This is a genomic window from Leifsonia sp. 563 (assembly GCF_040545055.1).
Lineage (GTDB): Bacteria > Actinomycetota > Actinomycetes > Actinomycetales > Microbacteriaceae > Leifsonia.
Genome location: NZ_JBEPLE010000006.1, coordinates 77784 through 102978 on the forward strand (window position 1 = coordinate 77784; position 25195 = coordinate 102978).

25 protein-coding genes are annotated in these 25195 nt (G+C 69.8%); 14 read left to right on the plus strand and 11 right to left on the minus strand.

Annotated elements, in window-relative coordinates:
- Positions 1-3 precede the first annotated feature (3 nt).
- The gene (locus ABIC47_RS15830; protein WP_354481836.1) at positions 4-1047 is read left to right on the plus strand and encodes a quinone-dependent dihydroorotate dehydrogenase; all 1044 of its coding nucleotides are present in this window, start codon (positions 4-6) and stop codon (positions 1045-1047) included.
- On the opposite strand, the gene ABIC47_RS15835 is transcribed toward ABIC47_RS15830, so the two are convergent.
- Together ABIC47_RS15835 and ABIC47_RS15840 are read right to left on the minus strand one after the other, a co-directional pair.
- Positions 1015-1959 (minus strand): RNase H family protein, encoded by a 945-nt coding sequence (locus ABIC47_RS15835; RefSeq protein WP_354481838.1) that lies wholly within the window; start codon positions 1957-1959, stop codon positions 1015-1017. The genes ABIC47_RS15830 and ABIC47_RS15835 overlap by 33 nt on opposite strands.
- Before the next feature lies 1 nt (position 1960).
- Positions 1961-2557 carry a DUF3043 domain-containing protein gene (locus tag ABIC47_RS15840; protein WP_018191349.1) on the minus strand — a complete coding sequence of 199 codons (597 nt, stop codon included), beginning with the start codon at positions 2555-2557 and terminating at the stop codon, positions 1961-1963.
- 41 nt (positions 2558-2598) lie between these two features.
- On the opposite strand from ABIC47_RS15840, the gene ABIC47_RS15845 reads away from it, so the two are divergent.
- The 5 genes from ABIC47_RS15845 (at position 2599) to ABIC47_RS15865 (ending at position 7720) form a co-directional block, all read left to right on the plus strand.
- Positions 2599-4053, plus strand: coding sequence for a dipeptidase (locus ABIC47_RS15845; protein ID WP_354481840.1), 1455 nt, complete (start codon positions 2599-2601; stop codon positions 4051-4053).
- Between the two features lie 94 nt (positions 4054-4147).
- Positions 4148-4504 carry an iron-sulfur cluster insertion protein ErpA gene (erpA, locus tag ABIC47_RS15850; protein ID WP_018191347.1) on the plus strand — a complete coding sequence of 119 codons (357 nt, stop codon included), beginning with the start codon at positions 4148-4150 and terminating at the stop codon, positions 4502-4504.
- A gap of 144 nt (positions 4505-4648) precedes the next feature.
- Positions 4649-5536: an aa3-type cytochrome oxidase subunit II gene (ctaC, locus tag ABIC47_RS15855; RefSeq protein WP_018191346.1), complete on the plus strand. Its 888-nt coding sequence runs from the start codon at positions 4649-4651 to the stop codon at positions 5534-5536.
- A gap of 9 nt (positions 5537-5545) precedes the next feature.
- Positions 5546-7294, plus strand: coding sequence for an aa3-type cytochrome oxidase subunit I (ctaD, locus tag ABIC47_RS15860; RefSeq protein WP_018191345.1), 1749 nt, complete (start codon positions 5546-5548; stop codon positions 7292-7294).
- Positions 7295-7297: 3 nt separating this feature from the next.
- Positions 7298-7720: a cytochrome c oxidase subunit 4 gene (locus ABIC47_RS15865; protein WP_018191344.1), complete on the plus strand. Its 423-nt coding sequence runs from the start codon at positions 7298-7300 to the stop codon at positions 7718-7720.
- Between the two features lie 678 nt (positions 7721-8398).
- Here ABIC47_RS15865 and ABIC47_RS15870 read toward each other — a convergent pair.
- The 5 genes from ABIC47_RS15870 to ctaE form a co-directional block, all read right to left on the minus strand.
- Positions 8399-9214 carry a methyltransferase domain-containing protein gene (locus ABIC47_RS15870; RefSeq protein WP_354481845.1) on the minus strand — a complete coding sequence of 272 codons (816 nt, stop codon included), beginning with the start codon at positions 9212-9214 and terminating at the stop codon, positions 8399-8401.
- 94 nt (positions 9215-9308) lie between these two features.
- Positions 9309-10925, minus strand: a complete 1617-nt coding sequence (gene qcrB, locus ABIC47_RS15875) for a cytochrome bc1 complex cytochrome b subunit (RefSeq protein ID WP_018191342.1) — start codon at positions 10923-10925, stop codon at positions 9309-9311.
- Entirely contained in the window at positions 10922-11989 is a 1068-nt protein-coding gene (gene qcrA, locus ABIC47_RS15880) for a cytochrome bc1 complex Rieske iron-sulfur subunit (protein ID WP_018191341.1), read from the minus strand. The genes qcrB and qcrA overlap by 4 nt, the downstream gene beginning before the upstream one ends.
- 42 nt (positions 11990-12031) lie before the next feature.
- Positions 12032-12871, minus strand: coding sequence for a cytochrome bc1 complex diheme cytochrome c subunit (gene qcrC / locus ABIC47_RS15885; protein WP_018191340.1), 840 nt, complete (start codon positions 12869-12871; stop codon positions 12032-12034).
- Between the two features lie 23 nt (positions 12872-12894).
- Positions 12895-13539, minus strand: coding sequence for an aa3-type cytochrome oxidase subunit III (ctaE, locus tag ABIC47_RS15890; RefSeq protein WP_026307206.1), 645 nt, complete (start codon positions 13537-13539; stop codon positions 12895-12897).
- Positions 13540-13671: 132 nt separating this feature from the next.
- Between ctaE and trpD the strand changes: the two genes are divergently transcribed.
- From trpD to dhaM, 4 genes are read left to right on the plus strand one after another with little or no spacing between them, the layout of a single operon-like run.
- Positions 13672-14721, plus strand: a complete 1050-nt coding sequence (gene trpD / locus ABIC47_RS15895) for an anthranilate phosphoribosyltransferase (protein ID WP_354481849.1) — start codon at positions 13672-13674, stop codon at positions 14719-14721.
- 40 nt (positions 14722-14761) lie between these two features.
- The gene (dhaK, locus tag ABIC47_RS15900; RefSeq protein WP_354481851.1) at positions 14762-15760 is read left to right on the plus strand and encodes a dihydroxyacetone kinase subunit DhaK; all 999 of its coding nucleotides are present in this window, start codon (positions 14762-14764) and stop codon (positions 15758-15760) included.
- A 32-nt stretch (positions 15761-15792) separates the two neighbouring features.
- Complete coding sequence (dhaL, locus tag ABIC47_RS15905; protein WP_089876265.1) at positions 15793-16434, plus strand: dihydroxyacetone kinase subunit DhaL; 642 nt, start codon at positions 15793-15795, stop codon at positions 16432-16434.
- Positions 16431-17156: a dihydroxyacetone kinase phosphoryl donor subunit DhaM gene (gene dhaM, locus ABIC47_RS15910; RefSeq protein WP_354481854.1), complete on the plus strand. Its 726-nt coding sequence runs from the start codon at positions 16431-16433 to the stop codon at positions 17154-17156. Before dhaL ends, dhaM begins: the two co-directional genes overlap by 4 nt.
- Before the next feature lie 62 nt (positions 17157-17218).
- Here the strand turns inward: dhaM and ABIC47_RS15915 are convergent, their stop codons facing one another.
- Positions 17219-17755 carry a GNAT family N-acetyltransferase gene (locus ABIC47_RS15915; protein WP_354481857.1) on the minus strand — a complete coding sequence of 179 codons (537 nt, stop codon included), beginning with the start codon at positions 17753-17755 and terminating at the stop codon, positions 17219-17221.
- A 5-nt stretch (positions 17756-17760) separates the two neighbouring features.
- Positions 17761-19074, minus strand: coding sequence for an aspartate aminotransferase type Ic (locus ABIC47_RS15920; RefSeq protein WP_354481860.1), 1314 nt, complete (start codon positions 19072-19074; stop codon positions 17761-17763).
- A 108-nt stretch (positions 19075-19182) separates the two neighbouring features.
- Here ABIC47_RS15920 and ABIC47_RS15925 point away from each other — a divergent pair, with 108 nt between their 5' ends.
- Positions 19183-19782, plus strand: coding sequence for a DUF1345 domain-containing protein (locus ABIC47_RS15925; protein ID WP_502910267.1), 600 nt, complete (start codon positions 19183-19185; stop codon positions 19780-19782).
- Between the two features lie 6 nt (positions 19783-19788).
- Here ABIC47_RS15925 and ABIC47_RS15930 read toward each other — a convergent pair whose 3' ends face one another.
- The gene (locus ABIC47_RS15930) at positions 19789-20271 is read right to left on the minus strand and encodes a dihydrofolate reductase (protein WP_354481866.1); all 483 of its coding nucleotides are present in this window, start codon (positions 20269-20271) and stop codon (positions 19789-19791) included.
- Positions 20268-21074 (minus strand): thymidylate synthase, encoded by an 807-nt coding sequence (locus ABIC47_RS15935; RefSeq protein WP_354481869.1) that lies wholly within the window; start codon positions 21072-21074, stop codon positions 20268-20270. Before ABIC47_RS15935 ends, ABIC47_RS15930 begins: the two co-directional genes overlap by 4 nt.
- Before the next feature lie 186 nt (positions 21075-21260).
- Between ABIC47_RS15935 and ABIC47_RS15940 the strand changes: the two genes are divergently transcribed.
- The 3 genes from ABIC47_RS15940 (at position 21261) to ABIC47_RS15950 (ending at position 25195) form a co-directional block, all read left to right on the plus strand.
- Positions 21261-23513, plus strand: coding sequence for a purine-cytosine permease family protein (locus ABIC47_RS15940; protein WP_354481872.1), 2253 nt, complete (start codon positions 21261-21263; stop codon positions 23511-23513).
- A gap of 100 nt (positions 23514-23613) precedes the next feature.
- Entirely contained in the window at positions 23614-24432 is an 819-nt protein-coding gene (locus ABIC47_RS15945; protein WP_354481875.1) for a Nif3-like dinuclear metal center hexameric protein, read from the plus strand.
- Between the two features lie 28 nt (positions 24433-24460).
- Entirely contained in the window at positions 24461-25195 is a 735-nt protein-coding gene (locus ABIC47_RS15950; RefSeq protein ID WP_354481878.1) for a zinc ribbon domain-containing protein, read from the plus strand.

Sequence of the window (25195 nt, forward strand, 5' to 3'; positions counted from 1 at the left end):
GGCATGTATCGCGCACTCTTCGACCTCGTCCTGTCCCGACTCGACCCCGAGCGGGCCCATCACCTCGCCTTCGTGGTGATCCGCGCCCTCCCGGCCGTCGGGCTCGGCGGCCTGGCCCGGCGCTTCACGGCCCCGGACCCGTCGCTCGCGGTTGAGGCGCTCGGTCTGCGGTTCGACTCGCCGTTCGGCGTCGCTGCCGGCTTCGACAAAGACGGCGAGGGCGTGCTCGGTCTCGGCGCACTCGGGTTCGGCCACGTCGAGGTCGGCACGATCACCGCCCGGCCGCAGCCCGGCAACGACAAGCCGCGGCTGTTCCGTCTCATCCCCGACCGTGCGGTCATCAACCGGATGGGCTTCAACAACCACGGCGCCGGTGCCGCTGCCAACCGGCTGCTCCGCGTGCGACGCGCATCCCGGTGTCCCGTGCTCGGCGTGAACATCGGCAAGTCGCGCGTCGTCGCCGTCGAGGACGCGACGGCGGACTATCTCACCAGCGCCCGCGCGCTCGCGCCGGTCGCCGACTACCTGGTGGTCAACGTCAGCTCCCCGAACACCCCCGGCCTCCGCGGCCTGCAGGAGCTCGAACTGCTCGGCCCGCTCCTGACCGCCGTCAAGGACGTCGCGGGCACCACGCCGCTCCTGGTCAAGATCGCCCCCGACCTCACCGACGAGCAGGTCGAGCGCATCGCGCGCCTCGCCGTGGAGCTCGGGCTCGCGGGCATCATCGCCACGAACACCACGATCTCGCGCGACGGACTCCGCACCGATCCCTCCGTCGTCGAGGCGGCGGGGGCAGGCGGCCTCAGCGGACCCCCGGTCGCCGCACGCTCCCTGGAGGTGCTGCGCCTCATCCGCGCCGTCGTGCCCGCCGAGCTCTGCGTCATCTCCGTCGGAGGCGTCGACACCGCGGAGGACGTGCAGGAACGGCTGGATGCCGGGGCCACGCTCGTGCAGGGCTACACCGCGTTCCTCTACCGAGGCCCGCTCTGGGCCCGGCAGATCAACCGGGGGCTGCTACGCCTCCGGCGTGCCCTGGTGGAAGCGTAGGCGCCAACGTCCGGAGCTGCGCACCCACAGCGAGCTGCGCAGGGTCGCCCCGCGGGCATCCGTCGTCCGTGCGGTGAGCAGCAGCGTCTCCGAGGCGACGCGGTCGACCGCGAGCACCTCCATGACGGCCGCCTGGTCGTCTTCGACCGCCAGCTCGGAGATGATCGCATCCCGACCCCAGAGCCGGCCGGAGCGCCCGATCTCCTCGAACGAGGGATGCAGCAGCTCGGCCAGGCGGGATGCGTCGGAGCGCACCGCGGGCTCCAGCAGCTCGCGCTCCAGTCGCGCGACGACCTGCTCGTCCGTCTCGTCGGCGGCGAGGTCGGCGAAGAGGTCGAGCTCGAGGGACGCGTCCTGCGCGGATGCGGGTGCGGGTGCGGCGGCAGTTGGTACAGTCGCGGACGCCGCCGCGGCGGGTGCCGGAGCCGGCTCTTCCACGACGGCGGCGCGACCCGGCCAGCCCGGACCGATCGGGATGGGGTCGCCCTTCTGATACGCGAGCGCGACGGCGCGAGCACGCTCGTCCGCCGCTTCGTTGAGCTCGTGGCCCGCGTGGCCCTTGACCCACTCGAAGCGGTAGCTGCGGCCCTGCAGGGCACGGTCGAGACGCTCCAACAGCTCGCGGTTCAGCACCGGAGCGCCGTCGGCCTTGCGCCATCCCTTGCGCTTCCAGCCCGGCATCCACTTGGTCACCGCGTTGATCACGTACTGGCTGTCGCAGAAGATGTGCAGGTCGTCGCCGAGGTGGGCGGTCGCCTCCAGCAGGTCGATGACCGCCATGAGCTCGCCCTGGTTGTTGGTGCCGTGCGGCCAGCCGCCCGCGGACCAGTGGTCGTCGTCCACGTACCAGGCCCAGCCGGCCGGGCCGGGATTGCCGAGGGCGGAGCCGTCCGCCGCCGCGACGATCGCCACGTCAGCTCGGGAACTGGCCGCGCTTGACCTGCGGCTTCGGCAGGCGCATGACCCGCAGCTGCAGTGCGCGCATCGCGGCGTACCAGCGCAGGCCGCGCTCCACCTTCGTCGTGCCGAACTTGGCGCCGATGCGCTTGCGCACCAGGAAGCCCAGCACGAAGCAGTCGATGACCGCGATCAGGAAGAAGCCCCAGAGCGCGAACAGGCCGTAGACCTGCATCTCCGGCCACGGCAGGAAGGTCAGGATGATGACGATCAGCATCACGGGGATGAGGAACTCGCCGATCGAGAACCGGGCGTCGACGTAATCGCGCACGTACCGGCGCTGCGGTCCGCGGTCGCGAGCGGTCAGATAGCGGTCGTCGCCTGCCGCCATGCCGATGCGCGCCTTCTCGCGTGCCTCCGCCTGCTTCTGCCGGGCGACGCGCGCCGCCTCCTTGCGGTCCGTCGGCACCAGCGGGCGCTTGCGGGCGGCCTCCTGCTGGCGGCGCGAGGGCGTCGGTGCACCCTTGCCCTGCTTCAGCCGGGCAGCCGTCTCTTCGGGGGTCTCGGCGACGGGCGTCTCCGCCTCGCTTGCCGCATTCTGTCGTTTCGCCAACTTCGAGCCTTCGCTTGTGGGGTCCGCTTAAGATTACCCGCATGACAGACAGCCAGCAGACCCCAGTTCCCGCGGCCGCCGACGATGCGTCGGGCGGAGCGACCCCCGGCGTCGAGGCGGAGGTCCGCGCCGCGGTCGATGCGGGGTTGCCGTCGGCCGTCGCCGACCTCTCGCAGCTCGTCCGCATCCCCTCGGTGTCGTGGTCCGCGTTCGACCCGCAGAACGTGCGCCGCAGCGCCGAAGCCGTCGCCGCGCTTCTGACGGACACGGGGATGTTCGACAGCGTCGAGATCAAGCAGGCGCCGATCGGCGACGGCGACACGCTCGGACAGCCGGCCGTGCTGGCGACACGGGCCGCGAAGAACGGCCGCCCGACCGTGCTCCTCTACGCACACCACGACGTCCAGCCCGAGGGCGACGAGGCGAACTGGGACACGCCGCCGTTCGAGCCGACCGTGCGCGGTGACCGCCTCTACGGCCGCGGCGCCGCCGACGACAAGGCGGGCGTGATGACCCACGTCGCGAGCGTCCGCGCCCTGCGCGATGTGCTGGGTGACGACCTGGAGGTCGGCCTCGCCGTCTTCATCGAGGGGGAGGAGGAGTTCGGCTCGCGCTCGTTCGCGAACTTCCTCCAGCAGAACACCGCGGCCCTCGCCGCCGACGTCATCGTGGTCGCCGACTCCGACAACGTCGACGTGAACACTCCCGCGCTGACCGTGTCGCTGCGCGGCAACGTGACGTTCCGGCTCACCGTCTCGACCCTGGAGCACGCCTCCCATTCGGGCATGTACGGGGGAGCGGCACCGGATGCGATGCTCGCCATGGTCAGGCTGCTCGCCACACTGCACGACGACGATGGGGCGGTGGCCGTCGAGGGGCTCACCTCATACGACGCCGCGGCCGAGCCGCCGGCGTTCACGGAGGAGCAGCTCGCGGAGGACGCGGCGTTCCTGCCGGGCGTCACCAGCGTCGGCCGCGGGCCGATCCTGTCGCGGATGTGGTCGCAGCCGACCATCACCGTGACCGGCATCGACGCGCCCACCGTGGCCAACGCATCCAACACCCTGCTGCCCAGCGTCGCCGTGCGGATCAGCTCCCGCGTCGCACCCGGCCAGCCCGCTCGCGAGGCGTACGAGGCGCTCGAACGCCACCTGCGGGCGCACGCGCCGTTCGGCGCGCACATCGCGATCGACGACGTCGACCTCGGCGACCCGTTCCTCGTCGACACCGACGGATGGGCGGCGACCGAGGCGAAGCGCGCGATGACCGACGCCTGGGGCGCCGAAGCGGTCGAGACCGGCGTCGGCGGCTCCATCCCGTTCATCGCCGATCTCGTCCGCGAGTTCCCGGCCGCGCAGATCCTCGTGACCGGCGTCGAGGACCCGGACACGCGGGCTCACAGCCCCAACGAGTCGCTGCACCTGGGCGTGTTCAAGCGCGCCGTGCTGACCGAGGCGCTCCTGCTCTCGCGGCTCAACGGGCGCACCGCATCCTGAGCAGATCCCGCGCTCTGCCGAATTTCCAGTTCGGCGACGTACAATCGACGCAGATTTCGTTCCGAAGTCCCGTTTCACCTTCGTGAGGAGTCCCATGACCGACACAACGCTGACCGCGACCAAGGCCCACGGAGTCGGCCTGACCGACGCCGCGGCATCCAAGGTCAGGAGCCTGCTCGAGCAGGAGGGCCGCGACGACCTGCGTCTGCGCGTCGCCGTCCAGCCCGGCGGATGCTCGGGTCTGATCTACCAGCTGTACTTCGACGAGCGCATGCTCGACGGGGACGCGACCGTCGATTTCGACGGGGTGGAGGTCATCGTCGACAAGATGAGCGTCCCGTACCTCGACGGTGCGTCGATCGACTTCGAGGACACGATCCAGAAGCAGGGCTTCACGATCGACAACCCCAACGCGACCGGTTCCTGCGCGTGCGGAGACTCCTTCCACTGAGCCTCATATAGCACAGAGAAACACATCGGGCCGCCCTCCACAGGGCGGCCCTTTTGTTCGGATCAGGGTGTCAGTCGGAGTAGGGTAGACACAGCCACATACAGTTGCATGTGAACTGTCCAGTAGTCACTCGAAAGGTCACCGGTGCGTCACAATCGCCGTCTCCGATGGGCTGCCATCCCGATCGCCGCGACGCTCGTCGTGGCACTCGCGGGCTGCACGCAGGCTCAGCTGCACGGATTCCTCCCGGGCTTCGTCGAGGGCGAGCCGCCCGTCACGAACCACACCGACCGCATCAGCGGCCTCTGGGTGACCAGCTGGATCGTCCTGCTCATCGTCGGCATCGTCGTCTGGGGCCTCACGCTCTGGGCGGTCATCGTGTACCGCCGCCGGAAGGGCCAGACCGGCCTCCCCGTGCAGCTGCGCTACAACATGCCGATCGAGATCTTCTACACGATCGTGCCGCTCATCCTGGTGCTCGGCTTCTTCGCGTTCACCGCGCGTGACCAGAACGCCATCGAGCAGCCCTACGCGAACCCGGACGTCAAGATCCAGGTCTACGCCAAGCAGTGGGCATGGGACTTCAACTACGTCAGCGACAACGTCTACGACCCGGGAATCCAGGTCCAGCCGGATGACAACAGCGCCACCCCCGGATCGGTCCAGGAGGGCGAGGTCCCGACCCTGTACCTCCCCGAGAACAAGAAGATCACGATCCAGCTCGACTCGCGCGACGTGATCCACTCCTTCTGGGTGCCGGCGATGCTCTACAAGAAGGACGTCATCCCGGGCAAGACCAACTACATGTACTTCGAGACGACCGACCGCACGGGCACCTTCGTCGGCAAGTGCGCCGAGCTCTGCGGCGAGTACCACTCCGCGATGCTCTTCAACGTGAAGATCGTCCCGCAGTCCGAGTACGACGCACACATCAAGAGCCTCCGCGCCCAGGGCTACGAGGGTCAGCTGGGCTCCGAGTACGACCGCAACCAGAACCTGCCCGGAACGGGCGCCCCGCAGGGCAACGAGTAGGACGCACAGATGACGACGACAGCACCGGCACCGGGAGCGACCACCGCCCCCAAGCCAGCGCCCACGTTCCTCACCGCGAACGGTGTGGAGCGCAAGGGCAACATCCTCGTGAACTACATCACGTCGACGGACCACAAGACCATCGGGTACATGTACCTGGTCTCGTCGTTCGTGTACTTCCTCATCGGCGGCGTGATGGCGCTGATCATCCGCGCCCAGCTGTTCGAGCCGGGCCTGCAGGTGGTCGCCACCAAGGAGCAGTACAACCAGCTGTTCACCATGCACGGCACGATCATGCTGCTCATGTTCGCGACGCCGCTTTTCGCCGGTTTCGCCAACGTGCTCATGCCGCTGCAGATCGGCGCACCTGACGTGGCGTTCCCGCGTCTGAACGCGCTGGCGTACTGGTTCTACTCGTTCGGTTCGCTGATCGCGGTCGCCGGCTTCCTCACCCCGCAGGGCGCAGCGTCCTTCGGCTGGTTCGCCTACGCACCGCTCTCGAGCACGACCTTCTCGCCAGGAATCGGCGGCAATCTCTGGGTGCTCGGCCTCGGTCTGTCGGGCTTCGGCACCATCCTCGGCGCGGTGAACTTCATCACCACGATCATCACGATGCGTGCCCCGGGCATGACCATGTTCCGCATGCCGATCTTCACCTGGAACACTCTGGTGACGTCGATCCTCGTGCTGATGGCCTTCCCGGTGCTCGCCGCCGCCCTCTTCGCCCTCGCGGCCGACCGCGTGTTCGACGCGCACATCTACGACGCGGCGAACGGCGGAGCCCTGCTCTGGCAGCACTTGTTCTGGTTCTTCGGCCATCCCGAGGTGTACATCATCGCGCTGCCGTTCTTCGGCATCGTGTCCGAGATCTTCCCGGTGTTCAGCCGGAAGCCGATCTTCGGATACAAGACGCTGGTGTACGCGACGATCGCGATCGCCGCCCTGTCCGTGACGGTGTGGGCGCACCACATGTACGTCACCGGCTCGGTGCTGCTGCCGTGGTTCTCACTGATGACGATGCTCATCGCCGTCCCGACCGGTGTGAAGATCTTCAACTGGATCGGCACGATGTGGCGCGGGTCGCTCACGTTCGAGTCGCCGATGCTCTGGTCGATCGGCTTCCTGATCACGTTTACCTTCGGTGGTCTGACCGGCGTCATCCTCGCGTCGCCGCCGCTCGACTTCCACGTGTCCGACACGTACTTCGTCGTGGCGCACTTCCACTACGTGGTGTTCGGAACCGTCGTGTTCGCCATGTTCGCCGGCTTCTACTTCTGGTGGCCCAAGTGGACGGGCAAGATGCTCAACGACCGGCTGGGCAAGTGGCACTTCTGGCTGCTGTTCATCGGCTTCCACACGACCTTCCTCATCCAGCACTGGCTGGGAGTCGTGGGCATGCCGCGCCGGTACGCCACCTACCTGCCGTCGGACGGCTTCACCTGGATGAACCAGGTCTCGTCGATCGGCGCCGGCATCCTGGCGATCTCGATGATCCCGTTCTTCGTGAACGTGTACCTGACCGCGCGCAACGCGCCCAAGGTCACGGTCAACGACCCGTGGGGCTACGGCCGTTCGCTCGAGTGGGCGACCAGCTGCCCGCCGCCGCGGCACAACTTCACGTCGATCCCGCGTATCCGTTCGGAGTCGCCGGCGTTCGACCTGAACCACCCCGAGGCGGGCATCCCGATCGGTGTGGGTCCCGCGAAGGACGCCCCCGACGCCCCTGTGCACGACGTCGCGAACGACGAGGTGAAGTAACCCATGCGCGCCAATGCCATCCTGTTCTGGATCCTGTCGATCTTCTTCCTGCTCTCGGCGGTCGTCTACACGCTGTGGAACCTGCTCGACCAGTCCCACCGCAACGTCGAGTGGGTCGGCACCATCGGCATGCTGCTCGGTGCGATCCTCGCCGCGTTCATCGCGTTCTATGTCGGTCGCTCCCACGCCTCGCAGGGCGGGGAGCTGCCGGAGGACCGTCTCGACGCGAACATCGACGACGGTGACCCCGAGCTGGGGCACTTCAGCCCGTGGAGCTGGTGGCCGGTCGCCCTCGCGTTCGGCGCGGGCCTGGTCGTCCTGGGCCTCGCCGTCGGTTTCTGGATCTGCTACATCGGCGTCGCCTTCGCCCTGGTCTGCATCGTCGGCTGGGTCTACGAGTACTACCGCGGCTACTTCGCGCGCTGAGCGCGCCGTCCGCGCCTGCTGAGGGCCGTCTCCACGGGAGGCGGCCCTCGCTGCGTTCCAGGGGCGTTGTCTGTGGGACGCAACACGCCGTTATCCCGCCGCCATAACGGCGTGTTGCGACCCACGGATGACACGGACGTGGGCACTCATCGTGTGTGACGCGCACTCCTCGCGTGTGGGACGCAACACGCCGTTATCCCCCTGCACAAACGGCGTGTTGCGACCCACGGATGACACGGACGTGGGCACTCATCGTGTGTGGCACGCTCCTCGCGTGTGGGACGCAACACGCCGTTATCCCCTGCCCAAACGGCGTGTTGCGACCCAGGGATGGCGCGGTCGCGGGCGACCAGGTTGCGTCTCCAACTGGCGCTGCGCACGACTGCGGCATCGCGCCGTCCCGCCCGGTGCCCGGCGCACGTGAGACGCGACCCGCCGTGTGGCCCGCGTTTGTCGCTCTGTGGGACGCAACGCGCCGTTATCCCGCCGCCGTAACGGCGTGTTGCGACCCACGGATGGTGTCCCGCGCGAGCTGTCTCGTGCTCCGGCCTGGGCGGAGGTGTCCGCCGGGCCCCGCCCTGCTCCATCCAGCGGACGCAACACGCCGTGGCTGCGACGCCATGGACGGCGTGTTGCGTCCACCAGGCGCTGAGGACGTGGCCTACAGGGCAGGCGGCGTCAGCGGCGGGTGAAGCGCAGGACGTCGACAGAGACGCGCGTGGCGCCGATGTCGGCTGGGACGGCAGCGCCTGCGGCAGCATGACGCGCGGAAGGCCCCATGCCCGCCAGAGCCTCGCGCAAAGGCGGCGTGAGCGCCAGGTCGTATGCGACCGGTTCGCGCGCCAGAAGGGCGTACAGGGGCTCTGCGGCGGCGATCACGTCGTCCGCCTTATCGGAGGGGATGTCGAGCATGGTCCCCGCGGCGCGCAGCGAGCCGAGGTGGTCGGCGCGGGGGACCACCACCACGAGGGTTCCGCCGGAACGCAGGACGCGGTGGAACTCTGGGAGGTTGCGCGGGGCGAACACGTCGAGCACGGTGTCGGCCGTGTCCGAGCGCACGGGCAGCGGACGCCAGGTGTCGGCGACGAGGCCGTCCACCCGGTCCGAGGACCGCACGGCGCGAGCGACCGCCTGCGGGGACAGGTCCATGGCGAGCCCCAGGGCGTCCGGCAGGGCTGACAGGGCCGCGCGGAGGTAGTGGCCGGTTCCTGCGCCCGCATCCAGCACGCGCGTCCCGACGGCGGACGCCGCCACGGCGTCGGCGATGGGGGAGTAGGCGCCGCCTTCGAGCACCAGGTCGCGCGCATCCAGCATCTCGGCGGTGTCGCCCAGGTGCTTGGTGCCTCCGCCCAGAAGAGAGACGTACCCGCGCTTGTTCACGTCGTGACGGTGCCCGTTGACGCAACCGAGTGTGAGGCGGTCGACCGGCTCCAGATCGGCCTCGCACACGGGGCAGCGCAGCCAGGCCGCGAGGCGGGACGGATCAGCGGACATCGGCAGCCCCTCGGTCAAGGAACGGGAACAACGGGCGGGAACACGAAAGCGCCGGCGCGAATGAACGCACCGGCGCTTCCGACGGAGGCGGGCCTCAGTGGTGGTCGTGACCCGACTCGAGCTCGTTCCGGGTCGGCGGAACGATGCGGTCCTCGAAGAACCAGCGGGACAGGCCAGCGCGCATGCGGTTCGCCGCCGTGATCTTGCCCCGACGGTTCGGACGCAGCATCAGCGGCTCGTAGGACTCGAACGACACCAGACGCCAGCGCTCGTAGTCGCTCAGCTGCTCGTGCACCTCGATGAACTCGCCACCGGGCAGCTTCACGATGCGGCCGCTCTCGTAGCCGTGGAGCGCGATCGAGCGGTCCTTCTTCTGCAACGCCAGGCAGACGCGCTTCGTCACGACGTACGCGACGACAGGTCCGACGAACAGCAGCGCCTGCAGGGTGTGGATGACACCCTCCATCGTCAGCTTGAAGTGCGTCGCGATGATGTCCGAGCTCGCCGCCGCCCAGAAGACCGCGTAGAACGTGACACCGGCAGCGCCGATGGCGGTGCGGGTTGCCGCGTTGCGCGGACGGTCCAGGATGTGGTGCTCACGCTTGTCGCCGGTGATCCACGACTCGAGGAACGGGTAGATCATGACGGTCACGATGAACAGACCGAGGATCGCCACCGGGATGATGATGTTGAACGACCAGGTGCGGTCGAGCCACACGAACTCCCAGCCCGGCGGGACCAGACGCAGGGCGCCGTCCGCGAAGCCGATGTACCAGTCCGGCTGGGTACCGGCCGACACCGGGGAGGGGTCGTACGGGCCGTAGTTCCAGATCGGGTTGATCGTGAACAGCGAGGCCATCAGCACCAGGACACCGAAGACGATGAAGAAGAATCCACCGGCCTTCGCGGCGTACACCGGGAGGACCGGGTAGCCGACGACGTTGCCCTGGGTGCGACCGGGAGCCGCGTACTGCGTGTGCTTGTGGATGACCACGAACATCAGGTGCAGCGCGATGAACGCCACGACGAACGCGGGCAGAAGCAGGATGTGCAGCGTATAGAGGCGCCCGACGATCGCCGTGCCCGGGAACTCGCCGCCGAAGAGCAGGAACGAGATCCACGTTCCGACCACCGGAAGGCCCTTGATGAGGCCGTCGATGATGCGGAGGCCGTTGCCCGAGAGCAGGTCGTCCGGGAGCGAGTAGCCCGTGAAGCCCTCGGCCATCGCCAGGATGAACAGCACGAAGCCGATCACCCAGTTCAGCTCACGCGGCTTGCGGAACGCGCCCGTGAAGAAGATGCGGAGCATGTGCAGTCCGATGGACGCCACGAACAGCAGAGCCGCCCAGTGGTGGATCTGACGGACCAGCAGACCGCCGCGCACCTCGAACGAGATGTTCAGCGTGCTCTGCATCGCCGAGGACATCTCGATGCCCTTCAGCGGCACGTACGAGCCGTTGTAAGTGACCTCGGCCATCGACGCCTGGAAGAAGAACGTCAGGAACGTGCCGGACAGCAGGATGACGATGAAGCTGTAGAGCGCGACCTCACCGAGGAGGAACGACCAGTGGTCGGGGAAGATCTTGCGACCGAACTCCTTGACGGCCCCTGAGATGCTGGTGCGGTCTTCGAGGTAGTTCGCGGCTGCCGCCGTGAAGCCACCCTTCTTGGCCGTCGTCGTTGCCGCGGGTGCGGCGGTCGTGGTGCTCAATGGCGCTCCCAGAAGCTTGGGCCGACGGGCTCGGTGAAGTCGCTGCGGGCGACCAGGTAGCCATCGGCGTCGACGGTGATCGGCAGCTGCGGCAGCGGCCGCTTCGCCGGTCCGAAGATGACCTGCGCCTCGTGCGTGATGTCGAACTGCGACTGGTGGCACGGGCAGAGCAGGTGGTGGGTCTGCTGCTCGTAGAGCGCCACCGGGCACCCGACGTGCGTGCAGATCTTGGAGTAGGCGACGATGCCGTCGTAGTTCCAGTTCTCACGGCCCTTGGACACGTGCAGGTCCTCGGGCTTGAGGCGCATGAGGAGCACGGCCGCCTTGGCCTTCTCCTCCAGCATGTTCTCCGACTCGTTGAGGCCTTCCGGGATCACGTGGAACGCGCTCCCGAGGGTCACATCCGAGGCCTTGATCGGGGTTCCGGTTGGGTCGCGGGTGAGCCGGACCCCCTTCGCCCACATCGTGTTCGAGAGCAGCTCGACCGGGTCCTCGTTCTCGGGCGCGAGGCCGCGGAACAGGACGACGGCGGGCAGCGGGAACGCGATCAGCGCGCCGATGAGGCTGTTGCGCACGAGCGTGCGCCGGCTGAAGCCGGACTCCTCGTCGGCCTGGCGGAAGATCTCCGCGGCGCGCTCGGTGGTCGCCTCGCTGCCGCGCACCGGGTGGCGGAGGTCGACGCCCTCCTTCTCGTGCATGAGCGCCTTGCCCCAGTGGACGGCGCCGATGCCGATCGCGAGGAGCGCGAGCGCTCCGCCGATGCCGATGAACAGGTTGTTCAGGCGGACCGAGCCGGGGTCGCCGTCGACGATCGGGAAGGCGAGGTAGGCGGCGACCGCCCAGACCGAGCCCGCGATCGACAGGTAGAACAGCGTGTAGACGGTGCGCTCGGCGCGCCGTTCCTTCCGCGGGTCGAGGTCGGTGACGCGCGGGCGGTGAGGCGGGAAGCCGGGGTTCTCGACGGCGTCGCGGATGATCACCGCCGTCCCGGGGTCGCCGGTGCGGTGCGCCTCAGACGAACTGGCGGGCGTCAGCTCGCGACCGCCGTTCTCGTCCTGTGCCATTGCTCTCCTTCTTACGCTGTGGTTCGTGCCTGTGCGGGCCGACTAGTTGGACTTGGCCGTGATCCACACGGTGAGGGCGACGATGGCGCCCAGACCGAAGATCCAGAGGAACAGGCCCTCGGCGACCGGGCCGAGGTTGCCCAGCTCGAAGCCGCCCGGGGACGGGTTGTTCTGGATGTACTTCAGGTACGTGATGATGTCGGCCTTGCCCTGCGGCGTGATGTTCAGGTCGTTGAAGACCGGCATGTTCTGCGGGCCGGTGACCATGGCCTCGTAGATGTGCTCGGCGCTGACGCCGGTGAGCGGCGGGGCGTACTTGCCCTCGGTGAGCGCTCCACCCGCGCCGGCCACGTTGTGGCACATGGCGCAGTTGATGCGGAACAGCTCGGCGCCGTGGGCGGCGTCGCCCTTCCCGTCGAGGTACTTCTGCTCGGGGATGGACGGCCCGGGGGCGAGGGACGCGACGTAGTCGGCGAGTGCCTTGACCTGGTCGTCGGTGAACTGGACCGGCTTCTCCTGCGCCTGCGGGCCCTGCATCTGCATGGGCATGCGGCCGGTGCCGACCTGGAAGTCGACGGCGGCGGCGCCGACGCCGATCAGGCTAGGAGCCACCGAGCTGCCCTGGGCGTCGAGCCCGTGGCAGGTGGCGCAGTTGGCCTGGAAGAGCTTCTTGCCCTCGTCGACCGAGTTCTGGCTGGCGGCGGCCACCTGCGGCTCGTCGGCGGACGCGGTGGTCGTCGTGAACGCGGCGTACGCGCCGCCGGTCAGCCCGAGGCCGATCGCGAGCAGCGCGACGGTGGCCAGAGGGTGTCGACGGCCGGCCTTGCGGGCGGGCTTGCCCGTGCGAGGCTGGGTGGCCGGGCGGGGGTTTTTCGGACGCATGGGGTGAAGAACGCTCCTGTTTCCTATCGGATGATGTAGATGACCGCGAACAGTCCGATCCACACGACGTCGACGAAGTGCCAGTAGTACGAGACGACGATGGCGCTCGTCGCCTCCTTGTGGCCGAAGATCTTGACCGCGAACGCGCGGCCGATCACGAGGAGGAAGGCGATGAGGCCGCCCGTGACGTGGAGGGCGTGGAAGCCCGTCGTCAGGTAGAACGCCGATCCGTAGGCGTTGGAGCTGAGGGAGATGCCCTCGGAGACGAGGGTCGCGTACTCGAGCACCTGGCCGGAGACGAAGACCGCGCCCATGAGGTAGGTCAGCGTGAACCACTCGACCATGCCCCAGCGCCAGAACTGCAGCAGACCGCCCGTGCGGCGCGGCTGCATGCGCTCAGCGGCGAAGACGCCGAACTGGCAGGTGACCGAGCTGAGCACCAGGATCAGCGTGTTGGTCGCCGCGTACGGGATGTTGAGGTGCTGCGTCTCGGCGGCCCACAGATCGGGCGACGTCGACTTGAGGGTGAAGTAGATCGCGAAGAGCCCCGCGAAGAACATCACCTCCGAGCCGAGCCAGACGATCGTGCCGACGGCCACGACATTGGGCCGGTTGATCGCCGGCGCACTCGCTGAGGGAGAAATGGAGGTGCTCGTCACGTAACCCATTATGGCTGAAAAGAACCCTTGGTTTTCCCACCTGAGGGGCGTGAATCGACCGGATTTCCGGTTAGGACAGCCTTACCAGGCGTCCAGCGACCGCTATCGCCGTGGCGTGTCGCCCGCCGATAGGATCGCTTCATGGTCCACACGCAGTCCTGGTCGTCCGTGCTGACGTCTCTCCTGGCGGGGGAGCACATGAGCGTGGCGGACGCGGCCTGGGCCATGGACCAGGTGATGACCGGCGCGGCGACCGACGCCCAGCTGGCGGCATTCCTCATCGCATTGCGCGCCAAGGGCGAGACGGTGGATGAGATCGTCGGGTTCCGCGACGCGATCCTCGACCACGCCGTGCCGCTGGTGGTGGATCCGATGGCGCTCGACATCGTCGGCACGGGCGGCGACCGCTTCGGCACCGTGAACGTGTCGACGACCGCATCGATCGTCGCGGCGGCCGCCGGTGTCCCCGTCATCAAGCACGGGAACCGCGCCGCGAGCTCGTCGTCCGGCTCCTCGGATGTGCTGGCCGCCCTCGGCATCGACCTCACGCTCCCCGCCGACCGCGTCGCCGAGGTGCTGAAGAAGGTCGGCATCACGTTCGCCTTCGCCAGCGCGTTCCACCCCGGGTTCGGCCACGCCGGTCCCGTCCGCGCCCAGCTGGGCGTCCCCACCGTCTTCAACTACCTCGGACCGCTGTGCAACCCGGCGCGCCCCGAGGCGTCAGCGGTCGGCGTCGCGACGCTCGACCGCATCCCGCTCATCGTCGGCGTGTTCCAGACCCGCGGCGCGACCGCGCTGGTCTTCCGCGGCGACGACGGGCTCGACGAGCTGTCGACCACCGGTCACAGCCACGTCTGGGAGGTCTCGAGGGGCCTCGTCACCGAGCACGACATCGACCCGCGCGATCTGGGCATCCCCCGCGCGCGGATCGACGACCTGCTCGGGAAGGACGCCGCGTACAACGCGGCGGTCGTGCGTGCCGTGCTCGCGGGTGAAGAAGGCCCCGTGCGCGACATCGTCCTGCTCAACGCGGCGGCCGGGCTCGTTTCCTTCGAGCTCGCGTCCGACCCGTCGAGGGTTCAGGAATCCATCCTGGATCGGTTCCGTTCGCAAATGGCGGTCGCTGCTCGAGCGATCGACTCCGGGGCTGCGGCCGCGAAGCTCGACGAGTGGGTGGCGGCGACGCACTGACAAAGTGGAGCATTCCACTGGAATGGAAGGAAGGGTTTCGATGAAGAAGCTCATCAACGACGTACCCGACGTCGTGGCCGAGTCTCTCGCGGGCTTCGGCCGGGCACACGCGGACATCGTCACGGTGTCCCAGGATCCGCGCTTCGTCTCCCGGGCCGATGGCCCGGTGCAGGGCAAGGTCGGCCTGGTCAGCGGCGGTGGCAGTGGTCACGAGCCCCTCCACGCCGGCTTCGTCGGCAAGGGGATGCTGGACGCCGCGGTGCCGGGCGAGGTGTTCACCTCGCCGACGCCCATGCCGATCGTGGAGGCCACCAAGGCCGCCGACGGCGGCGCCGGCGTGCTCCACATCGTCAAGAACTACACGGGCGACGTGCTCAACTTCGAGACGGCGGCCGACCTGGTGGCGGCGGAGGGCATCACGGTCCGCTCCGTGGTGACCAACGACGACGTCGCCGTGCAGGACTCCCTGTACACGGCCGGCCGGCGCGGCGTCGCGGGCACCGTCCTGGTCGAGAAGATCGCCGGAGCAGCCGCGGACCGCGGTGACGACCTCGACGCGGTCACGGCCATCGCGGAGCGCGTCAACGAGAATGTGCGCTCGATCGGCCTCGCGCTGACCGACGGCACGGTGCCGCACGCCGGAGAGCCCGGCTTCGTGCTCCCGGAGGACGAGATCGAGTTCGGGGTGGGCATCCACGGCGAGCCAGGGCGCGAGCGCATCAAGCTGGAGCCGGCGGACCGCCTGGTCGACCGGATGATGGATGCGGTGCTCACCGACCTCTCGTTCGACGGCTCGCAGGTGCTGCTGTTCGTCAACGGCATGGGCGGCACGCCGCTGTCGGAGCTGTACATCCTGTTCCGGCGGGCGGCCGAGGTGCTCGACGAGCGCGGCATCACCCTCAGCCGCTCCCTCGTCGGCAACTACGTCACGTCGCTCGAGATGCAGGGCGCATCCATCTCGCTCCTCAAGCTGGACGATGAGCTGACGCAGCTGTGGGACGCCCCCGTCCACACCGCGGCTCTGCGCTGGGGCCTGTAGGAAGCCGGAACGACAACGAGGAGGAGGCGTCGATGACGCTGGACACGAACTGGGTGAGGCAGTGGATCTCCGCCGCGGCGGCATCCATCGGCGAGCACAAGCAGGAGCTGAACACGCTCGACCGTGAGATCGGCGACGGCGACCATGGCGAGAACATGGACCGCGGGCTGCACGCATCGGTCATCGCCCTGGAGAAGCTGCCGGACGACACCACGCCGAACGCGGCGCTGCGGTCGGTCGCCATGACCCTGATCTCGACGGTGGGGGGTGCGTCCGGTCCGCTCTACGGCACGGCGTTCCTGAAGGCGGCCGACCCCGTGGGCGACGCCGCCGCCATCGATGAGAAGGCGCTCGTCGCGGCCCTGGCGGCCGCGCGCGACGGCATCGTGTCCCGTGGAAAGGCCGAACCCGGCGACAAGACCATGATCGACGCATGGACGCCCGCGGTGGACGCCGCTGCGGCCGCCCAGGAGTCCGGGGCCTCGGCCGCGGGCATCCTGGCGGCTGCGGCGGAGGCCGCCGAGAAGGGCGCGGAGGCGACTGAGCCGCTCGTCGCCCGGAAGGGCCGCGCGAGCTACCTCGGCGAGCGGTCGGCCGGGCACCGCGACCCGGGCGCCCAGTCGACGGCGCTGCTGCTGCGCGCAGCGGCCCAGACCGCCGAGGCGGCCGGATGACCGGGAAGGTCGGTGTCGTCTTCGTCTCGCACAGCTCCCAGATCGCCGCGGGGATGGTGCAGCTCGCCGGTCAGATGGCGGGCTCGGTGCGGCTGGTCGCGGCGGGCGGGACCGACGACGATGGGATCGGCACCAGCTTCACGAAGGTGATGTCCGCCGTGTCGGAGGCCGACGGCGGCGATGGTGTCGTGGTGATCAGCGACCTCGGCTCTGCTCTGCTCACCGCGGAGACGGTGCTGGACATGCTCGACGAGGCGCAGCGGTCCCGCGTGCGGGTCGTGGACGTGCCGTTCGTCGAGGGCGGTGTCGCTGCGGCGGTCGCCGCGGAGTCCGGCGGAAGTCTCGACGAGGTCGTCGCTGCCGCGGAACGTGCGGTGGATGCGTGGGCCGGGAGGTCCGGCGGCGAGCAGGCGGCCGCATCCACTCCGGCCGAAGCGGCCGAGCCAGTGGTAACCGAGACCGCCGGCCCGTACGAGCGCGAGGTGCTCGTGCGCAACCCGGAGGGGCTTCACGCGCGCCCTGCCGCGGAGTTCGTCAAGCTCGCGAACACCTTCCCGGTGAAGGTGACCGTCAACGGCAAGGACGCGAAGAGTCTCCTCGGCATCATGTCGCTCGGGCTCACCGCGGGCTCCACCGCGCGCATCTCGTCCGACGACCCTGACGGTCGCACCGCGGTGGACGCTCTCGCCGACCTCGTCGACACCGGCTTCGGCGAGGTCTGACCGCATCCACGCCATCAGCTCCTGAGTTTTTCGCCCGACACGCCGTCGGGAACGCGAAAAACTCAGGAGCCGGCGGTGGGGGACGTGGGGGAGCCGTCGGTGAGGGGGAGCTGCATCTCGCGCTCGTCGGCGGTGCGATCGAGCGGATACGGCTGCGTGCGTCCGGTGAACGTGAAGCCGCGGCGGAGGTACGAGCGGATGGCCGGTTCGTTGTCCTCGTGCACCTCCAGCAGCAGGCGGCTGCCGCGCCCGCGCGCCCAGTCGATCACCGCATCCAGCAGGGCGTCCGTCATGCCGTGCTCCTGGCCCCGCCACGCCGGCGACACGTACACGCCGACCAGGTACGGCTCCCGCGACGGCGCGGACTGGAACCCGCCCATGCTGCCGAGCCACCGGCCGTCGTCCGCGACCGCGGCGAACAGCCGGCTCGTCGACGACGTGTTCGCCGCGCGCCTGCGCCAATGCTCGTCAGGATGCGCGCGCGCCTGCTCGAGAGTCTCCAGGAAGGCGATCGGCGCATCCTCGAGCATCTCGAACCGCAGCGTGCGGTACGCCTGCCAGTCGTCCTCCGTGCTGGCGCGGACCGTCCAGCCGGTCATGCGGGTCAGTCCCGCGCGGACAGCAGGGTCTCCGCCTCGGCGAGGAGGATCGCCGTGCAGAGCCCGTCGAGCGCGGTCGTCAGCTCGTCGAGCGGAGGGAAGGTCGGGGCGATGCGGATGTTCGCGTCGCGCGGGTCGTCGCCATACGGGAACGTCGCCCCGGCCGGCGTGACCGCGATCCCGGCCTCCTTGGCGAGCTGCACGGCGCGCTTGGCGGCGCCGTCGATCACGTCGAGGCTCACGAAGTACCCACCGCGCGGAGCCGTCCAGGTGCCGCCGCCCCACGGCGCGAGCCGCTCGCGGAAGGCCGCGTCGACGGCGGCGAACTTCGGCTCCAGGATGGCGCGGTGCTTCTCCATGTGCGCGGCGAGGCCGTCGGCGTCGCGCAACAGCTCGGCATGCCGCAGCTGGTTGAGCTTGTCGGGGCCGATGCTCTGGGCCGACAGGTTGTGCAGCATCCACTCGACGTTGGCGGGGGAGGCGCCGAAGAACGAGACGCCCGCGCCCGGGTAGGTGACCTTGGAGGTGGAGGCGAACACGAGCGGGCGGTCCGGGTTGCCGGCCTCGGCGGCGAGGGCGAGCACGTCGATCGGCTCGGGGCGCTCGTCGGTGAGGTGGTGGACCGCGTACGCGTTGTCCCAGATCAGGCGGAAGTCGTCGGCGGCGGGCAGCGACACGAGCGCCCGCACGACCTCCTCCGAGTACACGGCGCCGGTCGGGTTCGAGTACACCGGGACGCAGAACATGCCGCGGATGCTGTCATCCGTCTCCAGCAGCGACGCGACCGCATCGATGTCGGGGCCGTTGTCGTCGGACGGCACCGGGATGAGCCGGATGCCGAGACGCTCGGCGATGGTGAAGTGCCGGTCGTAGCCGGGGACGGGCGCCAGGAAGCTGATCGGGCGGCCGGCCCACGGCAGCTCGCCGCCCGGAACGCCGTGCAGCAGGGCGAACATGACGGTGTCGTGCATGAGGGTCAGGCTGGAGTTGCCGAGCGCGAGCAGCTGCTCGACGGGCACGCGGAGCGCGTCCGCGAAGATCGCACGGAGCTCGGGCAGCCCCGTCGCGCCGCCGTAGTTGCGCAGGTCGGTGCCCGCAGCATCCCGATAGCGGCCATCGGGCAGGTGCAGCAGGTCGTTCGAGAGGTCCAGCTGCTCGGCCGACGGCTTGCCGCGCGTGAGGTCGAGCTTCAGGCCGGCGGCCTTCAGGTCGTCGTACGCGCGGGCGAACGCGGAGTGCGCCTCGCGGAGCGTGGCGGTGTCGAGGTCGGCCAGAGGGGAGGGCCGGAGAGCGGAGGCGGAGTGGGCTGCTGACGTCACGACATCGATCGTACCGGCGCTGCTTCACGGCGCGCTCAGGCGGCGTGTGCGAACATCCGGAGTGTGACCGACGATCTGCACAAGGGCCGCGGCCGGACCCGCGCGAAGATGACGACCGCCGTCGCCGCCGGCGTCGTGGTCGCCGTGGCCGTCGGGCTGCTGAACGCCTGGCATTACGCGGTCATCGCGGGCTGGGCGGCCGCCTGCATCGTCTACATCGCCTGGGTGTGGCTGTCGGTCTGGCGGCTCGACGGCACCTCCACGAAAGACCACGCCACTCTCGAGGATCCGGGCAGGCGGACCACCGATCTGGTGCTCCTCCTGGCGTCGCTGGCGAGCGTCGTCGCCGTCGTGTACATCCTGGTCGATGCGAAAACTCTCAAGGGTGGAGCTCAGCTCGGCGTCGCGCTGCTGGCCGTCGTCAGCGTCGCGCTCTCGTGGACGCTGGTGCACACCGTCTACGCGCTCCGGTACGCCCGCATCTTCTACCGCACCGGCGGCGGCATCGACTTCAACCAGGAGGAGCCGCCGCGCTACAGCGACTTCGCCTACTTGGCCTTCACGCTCGGGATGACGTTCCAGGTCTCCGACACGAACATCCAGAACGCGTACATCCGGGCGACGGTGCTGCGGCACACCCTGCTGTCGTACCTGTTCGGGACGGTCATCGTCGCAGCGACGGTGAACCTGGTCGCCGGGCTGACCTGACGTGCTTCAGCGCGTGTAGGTGACGAAGCGGTACCGCATCCCGTTGGAGCCGGTGAGCCACTCGCCCGCGTCGACCGTCCAGCCGTCGCCGGGTTCGGGGGCGTACGTGTCTCCCGCGACGTCGAGGTCGATCTCGGTGACCTCCAGCCGGTCTGCCGTCGGAAGCGTCTGGCGGTACAGCTCGGCGCCGCCCATCACCCAGACGGTGGGGGCGTCTCCCGCGGAGGCGATGGCCTCATCCACAGAATGCGCCACGATCGCGCCGGGGGCCGTCCAGTCGGCCTGCCGGGTGACCACGATGTTGTCGCGCCCAGGGAGGGGCCGGTAGCGCTCGGGCAGCGACTGCCAGGTGCGGCGGCCCATCACCACCGGATCGTCGCCGGTGAGCGCGCGGAAGTGCCGCAAGTCCTCGGTGAGGTGCCAGGGCATGACGCCGTCCGCGCCGATCACCCCGTTGTGGGCCTGCGCCCAGATCAGTGCGATCGTCATACGGCGACGGCCGCGCGGATCGCCGGGTGGTGCTGGTAGTCCTCGACGACGAAGTCCTCGAACCGGTAGTCGAAGATGCTGTCGGGCGTGCGGGCGAAGCGCAGGGTGGGCGCGGGATAGGGATCGCGCGTCAGCTGCTCGGTGACCTGCTCGACGTGGTTGTCGTAGATGTGGACGTCTCCACCGGTCCAGACGAACTCACCGGGCTCGAGGCCGACCTGCTGGGCGACCATGAGGGTGAGGAGCGCGTAGCTGGCGATGTTGAACGGGACGCCGAGGAACATGTCCGCGCTGCGCTGGTACAGCTGGCAGGAGAGCTTGCCGTCGGCGACGTAGAACTGGAAGAAGGCATGGCAGGGGGCGAGCGCCATGTTCGGGATGTCGGCCACGTTCCACGCCGAGACGATGATGCGGCGGGAGTCGGGGTCGCTGCGCAGCGTGTCGATGACCTGCTGGATCTGGTCGATGTGCCGGCCGTCCGGGGCCGGCCAGGAGCGCCACTGCACCCCGTACACCGGGCCGAGCTCGCCGTCGGCGTCGGCCCACTCATCCCAGATCGTGACGCCGTTCTCGCGCAGCCAGCCCACGTTGCTCTCGCCGCGCAGGAACCACAGCAGCTCGTACGCGATGGACTTGAAGTGGACGCGCTTGGTGGTGATCAGCGGGAAGCCGTCGGCGAGGTCGAACCGCAGCTGCCGGCCGAAGACGCTGCGCGTCCCCGTGCCCGTGCGGTCGGATTTGTGGGCGCCGTTCGTCAGCACGTCGCGCAGGAGGTCCTCGTACGGGGTCGCAATCTCGCTCACACCCCCGATGCTACTTCCCCCGCCCGCGCATCCTGGCCCGCCACCGCCGAGTCCGCAGAGACTTACCGTTTCTCGGCGCGAAACGTGCAAAATGTGCGGACTCGACGGTGGGTGGGGTCGGCGGGTGGGGCGGCGGCGGGAGGGAGGCTCTGCTGCTGGGAGGCGGCGCGTCGTAGTCTGGGGGCCATGGACCGGGGAGCGGCCGATCGGCACAGCGACGACGAGCTGGCGAGCGTGCTCGAGGAAGAGGTTGCGCGCATCACGTCGGCCATCCCGATCATCCTTCCCGAGGCGCTCCGCGGGGGTGCGGAGGAGGCGGCCGAGGGCGGGGCGCCCGGCGAGACCGGGCCCGACGTTGTGGCGCCCGACGAGGTGGATGCGGACGAGGCGGATGCCGACGCTGCGGAGGATGACGAAGAGGAGTGGACGGGGCCGCCCACGCAGGCGATCAGCTTCGACGACCTGCCCGTGCGCCGGGAGCCGACCGGGCCCGAGCCGACGTTCAGCCCGTGGGTGGCGACGGCGGCCATCCCGATCCAGCGCAGCGAGCCGGCGCCGGAGGCGGTGCCCGTGACGCGGGAGGCGCATCCCACCGGCGCGCACGCCCTGCCGATCGGCGAGCGCGAGCCGGAGGACGGGGACGAGGGGCACCGGCCGGGGCGGCATGCGTCGGCGCCCGCCGAAGCCGAGCCGGAGCCGGAGCCGGAACCCGTCGCGGCCGTCGCCCCGCCCGCCTATCCGCCGCTCGCGCGGGCGGAGCCACTCGGTCTGGTGCCGGAGGAGCTGGCGCCGCGGGATTCGGAACCGGTTCCCCTCGTCCCGGTGGTGACGGCGGTCGCTCCCGCAGCGCCTCCCGTCGAGCCCGAGCGGGTCGCGTCGGAGACCCTCACCGACGACTCGACCCGCGCAGACCTCCCCGCTCCCGTAGCCGCCTCCGCGGCCACGACCACCACTCCGCCGGCCACCGGAGAAGCGCCGGCACCCGAGCCCTCCGCGAAACGCCGTCCAGCGGTCTTCATCCCCGAGGCCGCCGACCTCGAACCGACGGCCGTCGAGCGCCGTGTCGGACGCGCCTCCCGGATGTTCTGGCTCTGGTTCGCCGGCACCTCCTCCCTCATCAGCGTGGGAGTCGGCGCGACGCTGTTCGCTCTCGGGCTGAGCCTGCGCCAGCTGCTCGTGGCGACCCTCGTCGGCGTCGCGCTGTCGTTCCTGCCGCTCGGCCTCGGCACGCTCGCCGGCAAGTGGAGCGGCCAGCCGACGCTGGTCGTCTCGCGTGCGTCGTTCGGGTTCCGCGGGAACATCATCCCGACGGTGCTCGCGCTGGTCGTGAAGCTGTTCTGGGGGTCGGTCCTGCTCTGGCTGGCGGGGTCGGCGGCCGGGTCGCTCACGGTCGCAGAGCAGTGGCCGGGGGATGCTGTGCTCGCGACGTCCGCGGGACTCGCCGTCACCATCCTGGCAGCCGTCGCCGTCGCCTACTTCGGGTACGCCCTCGTCGCGCGGGTGCAGTTGGTGCTGACGATCGCCTCCGCCGTGCTCATCGCGCTGATGGTGGCGGCGACCTGGCGGCACGTGGATGTGTCGCGAGCGCTCGCCGTGCCCGACGCGCTGTGGACGCACGTCGTCACCGGCGCCGTCATCGTGTTCAGCTACGTCGGACTGGCGTGGGCGATGAGCAGCGCCGAGGTCGCGCGCTACCAGCGGCCGCTGTCGTCGGGCGGTGCGGCGATGCTGTGGGCGACGTTCGGCGCGGGCGTCCCTCCGCTTCTGCTGGTGTCGTACGGGGGACTGCTGGCTGCATCCAATCCGGGGCTCGCGGGGGAGCTCGCGCGCGACCCGGTGGCGGGTCTGGTGCAGCTCGGGCTGCCCGCCTGGTACCCCGTGCCGCTGCTGCTCGCGGTGGGGCTGTCGCTCGTCTCGGCGCTCGTGCTGACCGTGTATTCGGCCGGTTTCACGCTCGACGCGCTGGGCGTCCGGCTGGGGCGGCGATGGAGCACGCTGATCGCCGGTGCGGCGATCGCGGCGGTGGGTGTGGTGCTGGCCGCGACGGTGACCGACCTCTCCTCCGTCATCCGTGGCGTCCCGACCGCCCTCTCCGTGCCGGTCGCGGCGTGGGTCGGCGTGTTCTCGGGCGAGATGATGCTGCGCACGCGGCGGTTCCACCAGGCGTCGCTGCTCGCCCGTGGCGGTGTCTACCCGGATTGGCGGTGGATCAACGTGGGCCTGTTGGTGGCCGGAACGGCGGTCGGGTGGGGCACGATCAGCTCGCCGTTGCCCTGGCTGGCGTGGGAGGGGTACCTTTTCCGGCTCGTCGGCATCGACCCGAACGCGGGCATCGGTGCGAGCAACATCGGGGTGGTCATCGCCCTCGTCATCGGGATGTTCGGAGTGCTCGTGAGCGCGGTCCCCGCCGTCCGGCGGCAGGAGCTGGCCGCCGCGTGACGCGAAGGGGATTCCGTCCACAGGGTTGGGCGCTGGCGCGTTGTCCACATCCCCGACCCCGTCCGGTGCCGTTCGGACCGCATCCCGTAGGCTGAACGACGTGCCCCACACCCTCGCCTCCGTCCGTGACACCATCGAGCAGCTCTGGCCGCTCGCCGGTGCCGAGAGCTGGGATGCGCCCGGGCTCGTGACGGGCGATCCGGCTGCCGCGATCGAGCGCATCCTGCTGTCCGTGGATGCGGTCGCGGCGACCGTGGACGAGGCGGTCGAACTCGATGCCGACCTGCTGATCGCCCACCATCCGCTTCTGCTCCGCGGCATCATCAGCATCGCGGAGGACCGCTACAAGGGCGCGCTGCTCGCCCGACTGATCCGCGGCGGCGTCGCCCTGTACGCGGCGCACACCACCGCCGATGTGGTCGCCGACGGCACCAGCGACGTCCTGGCCGCGCGGCTGGGGCTCCGCGACACCCGCCCGATCTCACCGGCGGCCGACGGCATGACGGGCATCGGGCGCGTCGGCGACCTCGCGCAGCCGACGACGCTCGGGCAGCTCGCTCGCGCGCTCGCCGACATCCTCCCGCCGACGGCCGGGGGAGTCCGGGCCGCCGGCGACTACCACCAGCCGGTCACGCGCGTCGCCGTCTGCGGCGGAGCGGGCGACTCCCTGCTCGGCAGCGACGCCGTGCGCGGTGCGGACGTCTACATCACCGCCGACCTGCGGCACCATCCCGCCTCAGAAGCACGCGAGCAAGCGGTGCTCGGCGGTGGTCCCGCCCTTCTCGACGTCTCCCACTGGGCGAGCGAGTGGCTCTGGCTCGACACCGCCGCCGATCAGCTGCGCGCCGCGCTGCCCGGGGTGGAGGTCGTCGTCAGCGAACTCCGCACCGACCCCTGGGATTTCGTCATCCTGCAATGACCACCTCGCACGAAGGAAGCACCACACCGTGAAAGCCAGCCCTGCCGACCAGAACGAGCTGCTGCGCCTCCAGGCGGCCGACACCCGCCTGGCGCAGCTCGCCCACGCCACCAAGAACCTGCCGCAGGCGGCCGAGCTCCTGAAGCTGCAGCCGGAGGTGGAGGCGCTCCGAGCGCGGTGGATCGCCGCGACCGGAGAGCTCGAGGATGCCCGGGCCGAGCTCAAGCGCATCGAGTCCGACGTCCAGGTCGTCGATGCGCGAGCGAAGCGCGACTCCGACCGCGTGCAGCAGTCGGCCTCGATGAAGGACGTCCAGGCACTCGAGGCGGAGCTCGCCTCGCTCGCCAAGCGCAAGAACGACCTCGAAGAGATCGAGCTGACCGTCATGCAGCGCGTCGAGGACCTCGAGCAGGCGCTCGCCGCAGTCGAGGCGGACCGTGCCGAACTGAACGGCCGCGTCGCCGCGCTCGAAGGCGAACGCGACGAGGAGGCCGGCAAGCTGGAGGCGCAGCGCACGGCACTCGCGAAAGACCGGGCAGCCATCGCGGAGACGCTCCCGGCCGACCTGATCGAGCTGTACGAGCGCCAGCGCACCCGCTACGGCATCGGCGCGGCGGCGCTGATCCGCGGCGTCTCCATGGGCTCCAACGTGAAGCTGACGGAGTCGGACCTGTCCGACATCCGTCGCGCTGCGGCCGACGACGTCGTGCTCTGCCCCGACAGCGGCGCCATCCTGGTGCGCGGGGAGGACTCCGGGCTCTGA

Coding starts and splice junctions, on each gene's coding strand:
- trpD (WP_354481849.1), top strand. CDS start 13,672: ATGGTCCACACGCAGTCCTGGTCGTCCGTGCTGACGTCTCTCCTGGCG.
- ctaD (WP_018191345.1), top strand. CDS start 5,546: ATGACGACGACAGCACCGGCACCGGGAGCGACCACCGCCCCCAAGCCA.
- dhaL (WP_089876265.1), top strand. CDS start 15,793: ATGACGCTGGACACGAACTGGGTGAGGCAGTGGATCTCCGCCGCGGCG.
- dhaM (WP_354481854.1), top strand. CDS start 16,431: ATGACCGGGAAGGTCGGTGTCGTCTTCGTCTCGCACAGCTCCCAGATC.
- dhaK (WP_354481851.1), top strand. CDS start 14,762: ATGAAGAAGCTCATCAACGACGTACCCGACGTCGTGGCCGAGTCTCTC.
- ABIC47_RS15915 (WP_354481857.1), bottom strand. CDS start 17,755: ATGACCGGCTGGACGGTCCGCGCCAGCACGGAGGACGACTGGCAGGCG.
- ABIC47_RS15940 (WP_354481872.1), top strand. CDS start 21,261: ATGGACCGGGGAGCGGCCGATCGGCACAGCGACGACGAGCTGGCGAGC.
- ABIC47_RS15865 (WP_018191344.1), top strand. CDS start 7,298: ATGCGCGCCAATGCCATCCTGTTCTGGATCCTGTCGATCTTCTTCCTG.
- ABIC47_RS15830 (WP_354481836.1), top strand. CDS start 4: ATGTATCGCGCACTCTTCGACCTCGTCCTGTCCCGACTCGACCCCGAG.
- ABIC47_RS15925 (WP_502910267.1), top strand. CDS start 19,183: ATGACGACCGCCGTCGCCGCCGGCGTCGTGGTCGCCGTGGCCGTCGGG.
- ctaE (WP_026307206.1), bottom strand. CDS start 13,539: ATGGGTTACGTGACGAGCACCTCCATTTCTCCCTCAGCGAGTGCGCCG.
- qcrC (WP_018191340.1), bottom strand. CDS start 12,871: ATGCGTCCGAAAAACCCCCGCCCGGCCACCCAGCCTCGCACGGGCAAG.
- ABIC47_RS15930 (WP_354481866.1), bottom strand. CDS start 20,271: ATGACGATCGCACTGATCTGGGCGCAGGCCCACAACGGGGTGATCGGC.
- qcrA (WP_018191341.1), bottom strand. CDS start 11,989: ATGGCACAGGACGAGAACGGCGGTCGCGAGCTGACGCCCGCCAGTTCG.
- ABIC47_RS15845 (WP_354481840.1), top strand. CDS start 2,599: ATGACAGACAGCCAGCAGACCCCAGTTCCCGCGGCCGCCGACGATGCG.
- erpA (WP_018191347.1), top strand. CDS start 4,148: ATGACCGACACAACGCTGACCGCGACCAAGGCCCACGGAGTCGGCCTG.
- ABIC47_RS15870 (WP_354481845.1), bottom strand. CDS start 9,214: ATGTCCGCTGATCCGTCCCGCCTCGCGGCCTGGCTGCGCTGCCCCGTG.